Source organism: Halarchaeum rubridurum (assembly GCF_014647115.1).
Classification (GTDB): Archaea; Halobacteriota; Halobacteria; order Halobacteriales; family Halobacteriaceae; genus Halarchaeum; species Halarchaeum rubridurum.
The window spans coordinates 246,551-260,574 of the sequence record NZ_BMOO01000004.1; the positions used below are offsets into that span (position 1 = coordinate 246,551).

Sequence of the window (14,024 nt, forward strand, 5' to 3'; positions counted from 1 at the left end):
GATCAGTCGCTCGTCGTGCCCATGCGGAGATCGACGTCGCCGGTCCCGAGGCGAACGGGCTTCCCGACGATGACGTTCTCGATGACGCCGTCGAGGTCGTCGGCCTCGCCGTAGATGGCGGCGTCGAGGAGGTGGTTGACGGTCACCTCGAACGCGGCGCGCGCGAGCACCGAGTCCTTGTTGCCGGAGATACCGTGCCGGCCGATGGACTGGATGGTGCCGTCGTTCGTCATGATGTCCGCGACCAACATCAGGTGGCGGATGTTCACGTCGTCGAGGCCCTGCTCTTCGAGCGTCGTCATCGTCTCGTCGATGATGGCCTCGCGGGCCGCCTCGATGCCGAGCGTCTTGTGGACCTCGTGGATGTTGTTACACGTCGTCCGGGAGGCATCGACGCCCTCTATCTTGAGGGTCTTCTTGAACGCCGAGCCCTCCGTGTAGAGGACGAACTCCTCGCCCTCTTCCGTCTCCTCCTTGCGGATGACGACGCGCGAGATGTCCTCGATACCCTTGAACGTGATCTCGCGGAGCTGCTCGACGAGCTGGAGGAGCTCGCGGTAGCTCGGCTCCTCGGGACCGAACTCGATGACGGTCCCGTTCTGCGTGACCTGCACGCCGAGGTTGTCCTGGACGGTGTCGGCTATCTCGCCGGCGATCTCCGTCGTGCTCTCGACGGTCGGCCACCGCTCGGCGAGGGTGTCCTCGTTCAGGTCGATGGAGACGATCATGTCGGCGACGTTCGTCGAGATGTCCCCGAGCGCGAGGATTTTCGTCGCCTCGATGTTCCAGACGACCTCGTGGGCGCGCTCGCGGTTCGTCGCGTACTCGTCCTCGAGGTGGACCGTCATCATCGGCGTGTCCGGGTTCTTCCGGGCGTCCACGAGCTCGATGAGTCGCGGGAGGCCCTGCGTGACGTCGATCTCCGCGACGCCCGCGTAGTGGAAGGTGTTCATCGTCATCTGCGTCCCGGGCTCCCCGATGGACTGCGCGCTCACCGTCCCGACCGGGTCGAGCGGGTCGACGCGCGAGCCCTTGTACTGGGCCTCGACGGCCTTGGCGATGTAGTTCGCGTTCTCGGTATCGACGCCCTCGCGGGCCTCGATGGTGTCGTACACGTCCTCCTTGAGACGTCGCGGGAGGTCGGTGTCCTCCACGACGGCCTCGATGTCGTCGGTTATCTCGGTCATTCAGTCGTCACCCTCCGCGGGCGCGGATTCCTCGAGCGTCCACGACTCGCCGTGCTCGGAGAGGTTCGTCGGCGGTTCGCGTTCCCCGATGAACTCCTCGAGCTCGGCCTCGCTCTCGAACTCGGATTCGAGGACGCGGTCGGCGATGCTGTCGACGTCGATGTCGGCCTCCTCGTCGGAGGCGACGCGGATCGGGCTGGTGCCGTCCTCCCCGAACTCGAACTGAACGATGGTGTCCGAGGTGTCCCGGACCGTGCCGTCGTACTGCGTTTCGAGTTCGCTGAGGGCGTTGATCAGCCGCCGCTGGAGGTAGCCGGACTTGGAGGTCCGGACCGCCGTGTCGACGAGGCCCTCACGGCCGCCCATCGCGTGGAAGAAGAACTCCTTCGGGTTCAGCCCCGAGGTGTAGGAGGACTCCACGAAGCCGTGGGCCTCCGCGGAGAGGTCGTTCGGCTTGTAGTGGCTGAGCGTGCGGTCCTCGTAGCCGCGGTTGATACGCTCGCCGCGCACGGCCTGCTGGCCGACGCAGCCCGCCATCTGCGTGAGGTTCAGCATCGAGCCACGCGCCCCGGACTCGGCCATGACGACCGCGGGGTTCGTGTCCTCGAAGTGGTCGCCCGCGATGTCGCCGGCGGAGTCGCGGGCCTTCCCGAGCGTCTGCATGATCTTCATCTCGAGGGTCTCGTCGACCGTCCGGCCGGGCAGGCTCTCCAGGTCGCCGGCCTCGTAGGAGTCGATGAGCTCCTCGACGCGCTCGTAGGCGTTGTCGATGGCGTCGTCGATGCGCTCCTGGGCCTCCGCCGAGATGGACTCGTCGTCGATCCCGATGGAGAAACCGAAGTGCATGATGGCGCGCATCGCCAGCGCCGCGACCTCGTTGATGAAGATGCGGGCGCGCGTCGCGCCGTACACCTTCATGATGGTGTCGACGATGTCGCTGCCGAACTCGCCGACGCCGTCCTCGTCGATGGTCCCCTCGATGAGCTGGCCGTCCTCGATGACGACGTCCTCGCCCGTGCTCGACTTGAACTCGAGGTTGAGGTCGTCGGGGAGGAGCTCACTGAACAGCGTGTAGCCGGTCCAGTACTCCGCGCCGTCGTCGTCGACGCCGTCCGCGGGCGGGAGTTCGTCGATCCGGGTCTGACGCAGCAGGTCGAGCGCCTGTGTCTCGTTGAACCGCGGGTTGTCGTGCGTCAGGAGGTACATCCCGGAGATGTGGTCCTGAATCGCGCCGATGATGTTCTCACCGAAGCGCGGGCTCAGAATCTGCTCCTGCACGCGCATCAGGACGCGGGCTTCCGCGCGGGCCTCCTCGTTCTGGAGGGCGTGCATGTTCATCTCGTCGCCGTCGAAGTCGGCGTTGTACGGCGGACAGACGACGGTGTTCAGCCGGAAGGTCTTGTACGGCATCACGACGACCTCGTGGGCCATGATGGACATCCGGTGGAGCGACGGCTGGCGGTTGAAGATCACGATGTCGCCGTCGATGAGGTGGCGCTGGACCTCCCAGCCCGTCTCGATGCGCTCGGCGAGCTCTTCACAGACCTTCTCGGTGACGCGCACGCGACGCCCGTCCGGTCGCTTCACGTAGTTCGCGCCGGGGTGGCCCTCGGGGCCGTTGCGGACGTACTGGCGCGCGCGCTCGATGTTCTGCTCGTTGACGACCATCGTCTGCGTCATCTCGCGCGCGACGCGCTCGGGGACGCCGACCTCGTTCAGGGAGAGGGTCGGGTCCGGGCTGATGACGGTCCGGGCGGAGAAGTTCACGCGCTTCCCGGAGAGCGACCCGCGGAAGCGACCCTCCTTGCCCTTCAGACGCTGGGAGAGTGTCTTCAGGGGCCGGCCGGAGCGGTGGCGCGCCGGCGGCGTCCCCGAAATCTCGTTGTCCATGAACGTCGTGACGTGGTACTGGAGGAGCTCCCAGAGGTCCTCGATGATCAGCTGTGGCGCACCCGCCTCGCGGTTCTCCATGAACCGCTGGTTGATGCGGATGATGTCCACGAGCTTGTGCGTGAGGTCGTCCTCGCTGCGCTGACCGTTGTCCAGCGTGATGGAGGGACGCGCCGTGACGGGCGGCACCGGGAGGACGGTGAGAATCATCCACTCGGGGCGAGACTTCTCCGAGTCGACGCCGAGCACTTCGAGGTCGTCGCCCGGGATGTCCTCGAACCAGTCCCGGATGTCGCTCGGCATCAGCTTGTTCATGTCCTCCGTCGTCAGCTCCGCGCCGATGGCCTTCTCGATGGCCTTGCGGTCGTCCTCGCGCGGGCGGAACTCGCCGCTGAGTATCTCGTTGATGCGCGAGATGTCGATGTCCGTCTCCTCGGCGAGCGCCTGCGGGCTGATGCCCGCGTCGTCCTCGTCGGGGTCCGGCTGCATCGCGCTCGCGATGCGCTCCGAGTAGTCCGAGGCGAGGACCTGCTGGACCTCGTAGTACGTCGTCGGCTTCTCGTGTTTGACGTCGTACTGGGCCTCCCCGCAGTAGGGGCAGTTCGACTTCTTGCGCGCCTCCCGGATGGCGGCCTTCGTGACGTCGGAGACGTCCTGGCGCAGCCCGCGCGTCCGTTCGAGGTCGTCGCTGTACTCCTCCATCACCTCCTCGGTGAGGAGCAGCCGGGAGCAGCTCCGGCAGGTACCTCGCAGGAGCCGTCGAATGAGCTTCGAGAAGCCGACGTGGATGACGGGCGCGGCGAGCTCGATGTGGCCGAAGTGGCCGTTACAGGAGCCCGAGCGGTTCCCGCAGGTCTTACACTCCAACCCGGGGTCGATGACGCCCAGACGCGGGTCCATCAGCCCCATGTCGATGGGGAACCCGTCGTCGTCGTAGGTGTCGGCCGTGATGACCTTCGTCGCGCTCATCTCGCGGTACTCCTCCGGGTCCATCAGCCCGAAGCTGATCTCCCCGATCTCCTTCGGTGATTGTCCTGATGACATGTGTTAGACGGCGTCCTCGAGTTCGAGGCGCGGCGCGATGCCGAGCGCCTTCATCTCGTCGAGTAGGAGCTTGAACGCGTAGCTCATCTCGATGTTGTGCACGTCGGTCTCCTCCCCGCAGTTCGGGCAGTAGACGCGACGCTGTTCTCTGTTCTCCACGGCGGTCATCCCGCAGTTCCCGCAGATGTGGACGTACTCCTGGTCGGAGGATTCGAGCAGGCGCTCTTTGAGCACCATCGCGGCGCCGTGCCCGATGACGGTGTCACGCTCCATCTCCCCGAGGCGGAGACCACCCTCGCGGGCGCGCCCCTCGGTCGGCTGGCGCGTCAGCACCTGGACCGGCCCCTTGGAGCGGGCGTGCACCTTGTTCGAGACCATGTGGTAGAGCTTGTGGTAGAAGATGTTCCCCACGAAAATCTGGGCCTCGATCTTCTCGCCGGAGACGCCCGAGTAGAGCTGTTCCTTCCCGGAGGAGTCGAAGCCGTGGGCCTCGAGCGTCCCCCGAATCTCCTCCTCGTCCTCGCCGGTGAAGGCGGTCCCGTCGACGGTCCGCCCGTCGAGCGCGCCCGCCTTCCCGCCGAGCATCTCCAGCACGTGGCCGACCGTCATGCGCGACGGCAGGGCGTGCGGGTTCACGATCAGGTCGGGCACGACGCCCTCCTCCGTGAACGGCATGTCCTCGTGCGGCGCGAGGTGGCCGATGACGCCCTTCTGACCGTGCCGGGACGCGAACTTGTCGCCGAGTTCCGGGACGCGCTCGTCACGGACGCTCACCTTGGCGAGTTTGCTCCCGTCCTCGCCCTCCATGAGCGTGACCGTGTCGACGACGCCGTCCTCGCCCGAGCGCATCGTGACGGACGTCTCGCGGCGCTTCTGCGGGCTCAGCCCCGCCATGTCGTCCGGCTCTTCGAGGAACCGTGGGGGGGAGGTTTTCCCGAGCAGGACGGAGTTCTCGTCCACCTGCGTCTCGGGGTTGACCATCCCGTCGTCGTCGAGGTGCGTGTACGCGTCCTCGCCGCGCGACCCCCGAACGTCCTCGCCGGGGACCTCGAAGCGGTCCTCCTGGCCACCGGGATAGCGGCGTTCCTCGCCCTCGTAGGTGCGGAAGAAGTGCGAGCGGCCGAGCGCGCGCTCGACGGAGCCCTTGTTCATCACGAGGGCGTCCTCGATGTTGAACCCCTCGTAGGACATGACGGCGACCGTGAAGTTCTGCCCCGCGGGGCGGTCGTCGTAGCCGATCTGCTCGGTGGTCTGGGTGTTGACCATCGCCGCCTGGGGGTAGTGCATGATGTGCTGGCGGGTGTCCGGGCGGATGCGGTAGTTCGCCGCCGGCAGCCCCAGGCTCTGTTTCATCATCCCCGCGCCCATCGTGATACGCGGCGAGGCGTTGTGCTCGGGGTAGGGGACCATCCCCGCACCGATCCCGAAGATGAGCTGCGGGTCGATCTCCAAGTGGGTGTGGTCCTCCGTGAGGTCGTCCTCCTCGACGGCGACGAGGATGTCCTCCTCCTCCTCGGCGTCGATGAACTCGACCTTGCCCTCGTCGACGAGGTCCTCGAAGTCGCGTTCGCCGTTCTGCACGGCCTCGACGTCGGACTCGTCGGCAATCGTCTCGCCGTCCTCGACGACGAGCAGCGGGCGCCGGGCGCGACCGGCGTCCGCGTTCACGATGACCTCGCGGGTCCGGTCTTTCACCGAGACGTTCACCATCTCGGAGACGTCGCCGCGGCGGCGGGCTTCACGTATCTGCTCGGCGAGCTCGTAGGGGTCCGGGTGGGTCCCGACGAGGCTCCCGTTGACGTAGACTTTCGCGTCTCGTGCCTGACTCATGTGTTAATCGTCCGCGGGCGCGTCGGTCTCGTGTTGCAGGCCGGGCACTCCCTCCACGCCCATCGAGGAGAGTTCGGCTTTCAGGTCCTGTTCGTCGTCCACGTTCTGTGAGAGCTCCATCGCCTGCGCGAAGTTCTTCACGAGCCCACAGTTCGGCCCCTCCGGGGTCTCGGAGGGACAGATGCGACCCCACTGGGTCGCGTGCAGGTCGCGCGCCTCGAAGTGGGGCTGCGACCGCGAGAGCGGGCTTCGGAGCCGCCGGAGGTGCGAGAGGACCCCCATGTGGTCGGTCCGGTCGACGAGCTGGGAGACGCCGGAGCGCCCACCGACCCAGTTGCCCGTGGCAATCGGGTGCTCCAGGCGCTCGGTCAGCACGTCCGAGCGGACCACCGTGTTGACGGTGAGCTGTCGGTTACGCATGTTCGCGCGTTCGAGCTGGTACTTCACGTCGCGCGAGAGCTTGTTGAGCGCCGTCCGGAAGAGGTCCTTCATCAGGTCGCCGCTGACCTTCAGACGCTTGTTGGCGTAGTGGTCCTTGTCGTCGGCCTCGCGGCGGTCGAGCGCGAGCTCGAAGCACGCCTCGGCCATCCGACAGAGGTAGTAGGCCTTGTTGATGCGCGTCTCCTCGTCCTCGACGCCCTCCTCGTGCAGGTGCGGGAGGAGGTAGCGGTCGATGACGTAGTTCGCGCGCTTGAGCTGGTAGTCCTTGCCCTGCCCGGAGGCGACGCGCTTCCCGAGCGTCTCGATGGCCTCGGCCTCCGTCTGGACGTCGGCCTCCTCTAAGTTCTCCAGCATGAACTTCACGATCTCCGGGTCGTCGGAGACGCGGTGGACGATCTCCTCGTCGGATTCGAGACCGAGCGCCCGCACGAGCGTCACGAAGTTGATCGACCCCGAGACGGAGGGGAACGAGACTTCGAGGATACCCGAGCGGTTGCGCTCGCAGAGCACGAGGGCGCGATAGCCCCGGCGCTGGCTGAAGGTCTTGGCGACCTGAATCTCGTCGCCGTACTTCGTGTCGTACTCGGCGAGAATCTTGTTCGGCGCGAGGTCCTCCGAGGTCATCAGCACGCGCTCGGAGCCGTTGACGATGAAGTAGCCGCCGGGGTCGGCGGGGTCCTCGCCGATGTCGACGAGCTCCTCATCACTGAAGTCCGCGATGTTGCACTTCGAGGAGCCGACCATGATCGGCATCCGGCCGACCTTCGTCTCGGTCGTGTCGAGGACCGTCTCCTCTTCTTCCTCGCCGCCGCGCACGATGCTCATCTCCATGAACACGGGCGCGGAGTAGGTGATGTTGCGCAGACGGGCCTCCTGCGGGTAGAGGAGCTCCTCGGAGCCGTCGGCCTCGCGGACGCGCGGCGTCGTCACGCGGACGTCGCCGAGCTCCACGAAGACCGGCTCCTGGTCCTCCTTGTCACCGATGTCCGTCTCGATGCGGCCCTTCTCGGTGACGACGTCCTGCATCCCCCGTTCGAGGAAGGAGTTGAACGAGCGGTAGTGGTGTTCTGCGAGCCGTTCCTTCGAGAAGTACTCTCTCGACAGCTTGCGTCGGTCTTCCTGTTGCATTATTCGATGACCAGTCGGTACACGATGGCTTCGTCCGTGGTTCGGGAGTCGCGCACGACCTTCACGACGTCGCCGATTTCGGCGTCGTCTGGCAGCGCGGGGTCGCGGCGTTTGATCTTCGGAAGCGACGTCCGCTCGACGTCGTACTCCTCAAGGACGTCCTCTACCTCGTCCTCCGGCAGGACGGTATGGTCGGGCACGAGTTCGTGTTGGCTTTCATCTACCATGGGTGCACCTGGGTGGGGGCAGAAGCGGCTCTCACGAGATACTACAGTACCTTTGACGCCCGCAGACGTTAAGTCTTGTCAACTCCGTCCGCGCGTGCGGAGTCGTCGCAAGAGACGACCCGACGAAATCGTTGGCTGTCAACAGCTACCGCGGAGGGGGTCGGAAAGAAAGTCTTAATTAGTTCACCCGGCTACGAAGAGATGCGTTCGAAGCCCGGATGGTGTAGTGGCCCATCATACGACCCTGTCACGGTCGTGACGCGGGTTCAAATCCCGCTCCGGGCGCTTTCTCGACGGAACTCACCCCGTACGTGACCGCTGTGTGTCACACCCACCGTTCTTCCCGACCATCACCCGCGAGCGACAGCCTCGCGTGCCGTCGCCCGAACGCAGTCGCCAAGCGACGGCCCCGCGGCTCGTCGTCGCGCATCGCGGCGTCGGCGGTGTCACCGCGCCCGGTCTCAGTCTATGCGGCTCGAAGCGGAGGGGCGGCGCGCTCTATCGACGACGAGAAGAGGTGAGCGAGCGAGCAATCAGTCGCGCTGGGTGACGTCGTACTCCTTCCCGGTGGCGAGATAGAGGAGGTCGCGCACGACCGTCCCGAGCTCGGGGAGGAGTCGGAGCAGGACGAAGGTCAGCGCGACGAGTGCGACGACGGAGAGCGACTGGGCGATGACGCGGTCGGCCATGTAGTAGGAGGTGATACCGGTCTGAGTGGGGCTGAAGACGAGTTCGACGAAGCGACGCGAGAGCGCGCCCTCGAACCACTGGTTGCCGTGCGCGATGGCGATGAAGGAGACGCGGACGACGTTCAGCCCGTAGATGACGGGGACGGCGATGCCGAGCGCGAGCAGCCGGCGGCGAATCGGGGCGCGGAGCGCGATGATGACGCCGGCGACGAGCGAGATGCTCCCGATGCCGGTGCACGCGAGGAGGACTTCGAGCAGGTAGCGATGACCGTCGACGACGTAGAGGAACGCGTGCGGGAAGCCGGTGTGTGAGGACTCGACGGTCGGGCCGGTGAGGACCTGCGGGTGGTAGCCGAGGGCACGCTGGAGCCACGCACCGTGGCGCGCCGTCATGGCTATCAGCGCCCGCTGGACGCTGTCGACCGTGAGCACGGGGAGGTAGATGAGCCCCATGACGGCGACGGCGCGCGAGAGTATCATGAGCGACGGCCGGGTGGCGGAGACGAGGTACGCGACGTAGAGCGATCCGGGGACCGCGGCGGCGATGAGCACCGTCTCGATGACGCTCTTCTGTTCGAACCAGAAGTGCGGGACGAGGAGCGCCCAGAAGAGCGCGAACAACACCCACGAGACGCCGGCGACGCGGCGCGCGGCGGTGTGGTAGTCGTCGCGGGTGGCGAGGAGGGCGCTCGCGGCGAACAGCCCGACGACGATCCACGCGAGGGTGTCGGTGGTTTCGAGCGCCATACGCAGCGGGTTGGGCGTTCGAGAGTATATGGATGACGGTCGAACGAGCGACGGGCGAAGGGAGAAGCGACGACGACTGCGAGGAACGCGTTACTGCCGGGCCTAGGCCTCGCCGTCCTCGTCCTCGTCGGGCGAGCGGCGCTTCCAGATGAATGCGCCGAGGAGAATGCCGATGAGGATGATCGCGCCGCCGCCGATGGGGAGGAGCGGCAGCGAGGAGCTCGGCGAGATGCTGACCGGAACGGTGTACGACGTGGTCGTCCGCGTCACGCCGTTCGGCCGGTCGTAGTTGACGACAACGTCGAGCGGGTAGGTCGTGCCGCCGGCGACGCCGGCCGCGCTCACGGCGTACGTCACATTCGTCGACTCGCCGGGTTCGAGCGTCCCGATCACGCTCGTCCGGTAGTTGCTCTCGATCGGCCGCTCGAAGTATTGGCTGTCGAAGACGATACTCGGCTTGATGTTGTGGAGCGTCGTGTCGCCGTTGTTCGTCACCTGGAAGGTGAGCTCACTCCAGTCGGAGTCCTTCGGCGTGTCACCGCGGGTGCCGGCGGGGATTTTGTTCACCGCCGTGATGTCGAAGATCGACTTGTAGGGACCGACGGCTGCGTGGACCTCGTGGACGTCGCTCGTGTAGGTGTCGTCCTGCTCGTTGTCATAGTGGACGGCGAGTTCGACGGGAAGTGAGCTCAGGTTCGCGGTCTTCGGGACCGTGCCGCCGTCGAAGGAGAAGAATCCGCTCTCGCCGGCGTCGAGGTCGGGGAGCGAGACGGCACGCTGATCGAAGGAGAATGCCGAGTCGTTGTTCGCGACGACGAGCGTGGCGTCGTGGATCGGCTCGGGCCCAGTGTTCGTCACGGTCCCGGTGAGCGTCCCGTCGCCGCGGCCGATCCGCAGCGTGCTCTCGATGTCGTCGACGGTGAAGGTTTGCTCGGGCCGGGGGCGGAACGTCGTGAGGAGCCGATTGGACTGCCGGGTGACACCGTCCGCGTCCGCGAACGTGATGTCCACGGGAACGGAGTAGTTGTGGACGTCCGCGATATCGTCGACGGCGGTGTCGTAGGTGAGCGTCTTCGTCTCACCGGGCTCCCAGCGATCGACGGAAGCGCTCGCCGAGCGCCCGGACGACCCGAACGTGACGGCCTGCGTCTGCGAGGAAACCTTCACGTCCGCATTGGTGGCGACCTCGGAGCCGACGTTTTTGATCGAGACGCTGTACGTCCCGCGCTGATTGATGCGGGCGTCCGTCGAGTGATTCACGACCTGGAACTGCGCGCGGTCGCGGACGACGACCGGCACGTCGAACGTCACGTCGCGCGTGTAGTCAGTGTACCGCGGCTGGGAAGGGCCATAGCGGACCTCCGCGGTGTAGGTGTACGACGCGTGGACGGTGAGGTGGTACGTTCCGGGCTCTGCGTCCTCGGGGACGGTGATGTCTATCCCGTACGGACCGTTGACCCCGTCACCGATGTCCCCGGCGGGGTACTGCTTCGTGTGGACGGTGATCGGACTGTCACCCCCGGAGACCGAGAGCCTCGTCGCGCGGGCGGTCTTCACCCGCTCCTGGTAGTTCGCGTTCCCACCCTGCGTGATGACGCCGTCGTTCTGTACGTAGAGGTCCAGCGTCGCCTCCGTCCCCGTCGTGAACTCGTTGTCCACCACCGAGGCGTGGAGGTCCGGGTGTCCCGCAACCGTGTTGTTGGTCTGCAGGGCCGAGGCGGTCAGCGGTGCAGCGCTCAACAGAAGGAGCGCGATGACTGCACTCGTGATGTATCGTTCGTGCTGCATGTGTGGTGTGTGTCCGTGGTATCGTCAGTCGCTGGTCGGTTGTGCGTCGGTGCCGTCGCCGCCCTCCATCTCCTCAACGTTCGACTGCTGGGAGAGCGAGCGCTCCGGAAGGAGCAGCGCGATGACGAACGCAACCGCCATCACGGGAATGAGATAGAAGAACATCCGATCCATGCTCAGCGAGACGGCGCGGACGATGTCGTCGCGGAGGGCGCGCCCATACTGCGGCGTGTGGAGCAACACGGGATCGAGCGCGCCCCGGGACTGCGCCCGGCCGGCGATGCGGACCATCATCTCGCTGAAGGAGTTGCTGTAAAGGGTCCCATAGACGGAGACGCCGATCCCGCCCGCGAGCGTGCGGAGATAGGTGATAATTGTCGTCACCACACCGAGGTACTCGGGGCGGACGGCGTTCTGCGAGGCCGTCGTGAGCACCGGCATGATGAGCCCGAAGCCCGCCCCCGTGATGAAGAGGTAGACGGCGAGGGTGAAGAACGCCGTCCCGCCGTGGATCGTCGAGAGCAAGAAGAACCCGACGGCACCGAAGACCGCCCCCATCACGGGGAACGGCTTGTACCGGCCCGTGCGGGTCATGAGGTTCCCCACGACGAAGGAGAAGCCGACCATCCCGATGATCATCGGCGCGATCAGCGCGCCGGCGAGCGTCGAGGAGACCCCCTGCGTGTACTGGAGGAACGTCGGAATGTAGTTGATGACGAGGAGCCGGCCGATACCCGCGCAGAAGCTGAGGCCGATAGCGGACGCGACGACCGGATTCTTGAACAGCTCGAGCGGGAGGATCGGCTCCCGTGAGTTGTGCTCCTGGAAGAGGAAGAGCGCGATGCCGACGACCGCGGTCACGATCAGGAGGCCGATCCGCCACGACCCCCAGCCCCAATCGCTGCCCTTCTCCGAGACGAGGATGACGGCGACCGTCGTCACGAAGAGGAACAGGACGCCGAGATAGTCGATCGTGTGGTCCTCGTCGGGGACCGGGAGGTCGAGCGTCGGCTCGATCACCGCGAGTGCAAGCAGCCCGATCGGGAGGTTGATCACGAAGATCAGCCGCCACGTGTAGTGGTCGGTGAGCCACCCGCCGAGGAGCGGCCCGAGGATCGTGGCGATGCCTATCAGGATGAACATCCCGCTGATGTACTGCCCGCGTTCGCGGGGGCTGAAGATGTCGCCGATAATCGTCAGCGCCAGCGAAATCAGCCCGCCGCCACCGATACCCTGGATCGCCCGGAAGAGCGTGAGCTGCGTCGCGTTCTGCGCGACGCCGCAGAGCCCGGAGGCCACCCAGAAGATGATTATCGCGCCCAGGAAGAGGGGCTTGCGCCCGTACATGTCGCTCAGGCGGCCGTAGAGCGGCGTCGAGGCCGCCTGCATGATGAGGTACGCGGTGATTATCCACGTGATCTTGTCCTGGCTCGCGCCGAGGTCGCTGAGGATGTCGGGGAGCGCGGCGGCGACGATGGTCTGGTCCATCGCGGCCATCAGCACGGCGAGCATGAGGCCGGCGAGGATGACCAGTCGCTCCCGCCCGATTCCCTCGACTGCCTGACTCATGGCGTCGAGCGCGGCGGCGCGACTGTGCGGTCGGGCGAACGACGCGGGGACGGGGACGATTCGACGAACATTCGGTAGCTAACCAACTGTTTGGTTAGTCCATCGGGCCAAAAACGCTTCGGAAGCGTCTCCGATGCGGTGCGGGGGGCGGCGAAACGGCGGCGAACCTACCGGCGGGCGTCAGGCGGCCGGCAGGGACGCGGTCCGAACGCGGAGCGTCTCACCACCCGTCGTCGTGGCGCTGACCGTGAACGAACCGGTCGGCGAGGGCGTCCACAGGTGGCCGTCGGTTCCGGTTCCCCCGACCGTCTCGTTCGCAATCGAGACCGTCGCGGCCGTCGGCGAGCCATCCGCCGTCACGACCACGCGCATCGGCCCACCGGGATACGCACGGCTGACCGATAGCTGCGCCTCGCCGCTCGTCGTCGAGGCGTCCGGCGACGCCGCGAGCCCGTCGACAGCCAGGGTCTCCGTCTCCTGGTAGACCTCACCGGAGCTCATGTCGACGTAGGACTGGACGGTCCCGTTCGCGTACGTGAGCGTCAGCCGATACGCGTACTTCGCCGAACTCGACTGGATCGGGATGGGGACGAAGCTGACGCCAGTGCTCTGGTTCATCACCCACGGATAGAGCGACTCGACGTGGTCGATGATCGCGCTTCCGGACGGGACCCCGGCCGGGTCGGCGTCGTAGTTCGTCGGGCGCGACGCCGTGCGGACGTACGACCCGTCGTCGACCGCGGCGAGCGCGGTCCCGTTCGGGCCGGCCTCGACGTAGAGGCGATCAAGTTGTGCCTCACCGTCGACCGCCGCCGCGACGCGGTCGCGAAGCGAGTCGCTGTACGCGAGGAGGCGTGCGCGGAACTGCGCCGCGCGCGTCTTCGCCGACGCGCTGGCCGCGGGACGGCCCTCGATGAACTGCGCGAGCGAGACGAGTGACTCCGCACGCGCGTCGATGGACGCGAGCGTCGTGCTGTAGTTCGTCGCCGACAGCGAACCGCGGCGGAACCGTTCACGGGCATCGGTCGCGTCCGCGACCAGCGCGTCCGTACGCGTTTCGAGGACGTCCGTCGCGTTCGAAACGAGGCGTCGGCGCTCGGTGTCGGTGTCGGCCTCGTCGAGTCGCTGCTGGAGCGTCGCGCGGGTCAGTCGCTGGTCGAGTGTCGCCCGCGACATGGCGAGCGAGTCCGTGACGCTCACGTCGGCCGACGCGAAGCCGCTACGCTCGGCGGTGACCGGGAGGTATCCCGGCGTCGTCACGGCCGCGGACGTCGACGGTCCGGCTACCGTCGCGGCGGACGACCCGGCGGCGGGGACGAACGCGGTGGCTCCCGAAGCGCACAGGAGGAAGCCACAAAGGAGGGCGATCACGCGGGAGGAACTCATGGCTACGTGGAGGGACTATCCGCAACGACGGCGCGGATCGACTTAAGCGGGCGGGTGTCGATACGCGATGCCGCCGCGACGTGGGTAGCGCCCGAAGA

9 protein-coding genes and 1 tRNA gene are annotated in these 14,024 nt (G+C 66.6%); 1 reads left to right on the plus strand and 9 read right to left on the minus strand.

Features of this window, described 5'->3' with window-relative positions; translation table 11 throughout:
• Nucleotides 1–2: 2 nt before the first annotated feature.
• Genes rpoA2 through IEX84_RS10130 form a run of 5 tightly spaced genes read right to left on the minus strand, consistent with a single transcriptional unit; the run spans nucleotide 3 to nucleotide 7,747 of the window.
• Complete coding sequence (gene rpoA2 / locus IEX84_RS10110) at nucleotides 3–1,187, minus strand: DNA-directed RNA polymerase subunit A'' (RefSeq protein ID WP_188872452.1); 1,185 nt, start codon at nucleotides 1,185–1,187, stop codon at nucleotides 3–5.
• Nucleotides 1,188–4,121 carry a DNA-directed RNA polymerase subunit A' gene (locus tag IEX84_RS10115; protein ID WP_188872453.1) on the minus strand — a complete coding sequence of 978 codons (2,934 nt, stop codon included), beginning with the start codon at nucleotides 4,119–4,121 and terminating at the stop codon, nucleotides 1,188–1,190.
• A gap of 3 nt (nucleotides 4,122–4,124) precedes the next feature.
• Nucleotides 4,125–5,951 carry a DNA-directed RNA polymerase subunit B gene (rpoB, locus tag IEX84_RS10120; protein ID WP_188872454.1) on the minus strand — a complete coding sequence of 609 codons (1,827 nt, stop codon included), beginning with the start codon at nucleotides 5,949–5,951 and terminating at the stop codon, nucleotides 4,125–4,127.
• Between the two features lie 3 nt (nucleotides 5,952–5,954).
• Nucleotides 5,955–7,520, minus strand: a complete 1,566-nt coding sequence (locus IEX84_RS10125; protein WP_188872455.1) for a DNA-directed RNA polymerase subunit B'' — start codon at nucleotides 7,518–7,520, stop codon at nucleotides 5,955–5,957.
• Nucleotides 7,520–7,747, minus strand: coding sequence for a DNA-directed RNA polymerase subunit H (locus IEX84_RS10130; RefSeq protein WP_188872456.1), 228 nt, complete (start codon nucleotides 7,745–7,747; stop codon nucleotides 7,520–7,522). The genes IEX84_RS10125 and IEX84_RS10130 overlap by 1 nt, the downstream gene beginning before the upstream one ends.
• Nucleotides 7,748–7,959: 212 nt before the next feature.
• On the opposite strand from IEX84_RS10130, the gene IEX84_RS10135 reads away from it, so the two are divergent.
• A tRNA-Asp gene (locus IEX84_RS10135) sits at nucleotides 7,960–8,032 on the plus strand.
• 248 nt (nucleotides 8,033–8,280) lie between these two features.
• On the opposite strand, the gene artA is transcribed toward IEX84_RS10135, so the two are convergent.
• The 4 genes from artA to IEX84_RS10155 form a co-directional block, all read right to left on the minus strand.
• Entirely contained in the window at nucleotides 8,281–9,183 is a 903-nt protein-coding gene (gene artA, locus IEX84_RS10140) for an archaeosortase A (RefSeq protein WP_188872457.1), read from the minus strand.
• A 102-nt stretch (nucleotides 9,184–9,285) separates the two neighbouring features.
• Nucleotides 9,286–10,971 (minus strand): COG1361 S-layer family protein, encoded by a 1,686-nt coding sequence (locus IEX84_RS10145; protein WP_188872458.1) that lies wholly within the window; start codon nucleotides 10,969–10,971, stop codon nucleotides 9,286–9,288.
• A gap of 24 nt (nucleotides 10,972–10,995) precedes the next feature.
• Nucleotides 10,996–12,540: an MDR family MFS transporter gene (locus IEX84_RS10150; RefSeq protein ID WP_188872459.1), complete on the minus strand. Its 1,545-nt coding sequence runs from the start codon at nucleotides 12,538–12,540 to the stop codon at nucleotides 10,996–10,998.
• 180 nt (nucleotides 12,541–12,720) lie between these two features.
• A complete protein-coding gene (locus IEX84_RS10155; RefSeq protein ID WP_425342207.1) occupies nucleotides 12,721–13,926 on the minus strand; it encodes a DUF7094 domain-containing protein in 1,206 nt (401 codons plus the stop codon).
• Nucleotides 13,927–14,024: the final 98 nt, after the last annotated feature.

What these genes read in the sequence shown, in the direction of transcription:
- rpoA2 (WP_188872452.1), bottom strand. Translation starts at nt 1,187, where the DNA reads ATGACCGAGATAACCGACGACATCGAGGCCGTCGTGGAGGACACCGAC.
- IEX84_RS10115 (WP_188872453.1), bottom strand. Translation starts at nt 4,121, where the DNA reads ATGTCATCAGGACAATCACCGAAGGAGATCGGGGAGATCAGCTTCGGG.
- rpoB (WP_188872454.1), bottom strand. Translation starts at nt 5,951, where the DNA reads ATGAGTCAGGCACGAGACGCGAAAGTCTACGTCAACGGGAGCCTCGTC.
- IEX84_RS10125 (WP_188872455.1), bottom strand. Translation starts at nt 7,520, where the DNA reads ATGCAACAGGAAGACCGACGCAAGCTGTCGAGAGAGTACTTCTCGAAG.
- IEX84_RS10130 (WP_188872456.1), bottom strand. Translation starts at nt 7,747, where the DNA reads ATGGTAGATGAAAGCCAACACGAACTCGTGCCCGACCATACCGTCCTG.
- artA (WP_188872457.1), bottom strand. Translation starts at nt 9,183, where the DNA reads ATGGCGCTCGAAACCACCGACACCCTCGCGTGGATCGTCGTCGGGCTG.
- IEX84_RS10145 (WP_188872458.1), bottom strand. Translation starts at nt 10,971, where the DNA reads ATGCAGCACGAACGATACATCACGAGTGCAGTCATCGCGCTCCTTCTG.
- IEX84_RS10150 (WP_188872459.1), bottom strand. Translation starts at nt 12,540, where the DNA reads ATGAGTCAGGCAGTCGAGGGAATCGGGCGGGAGCGACTGGTCATCCTC.
- IEX84_RS10155 (WP_425342207.1), bottom strand. Translation starts at nt 13,926, where the DNA reads ATGAGTTCCTCCCGCGTGATCGCCCTCCTTTGTGGCTTCCTCCTGTGC.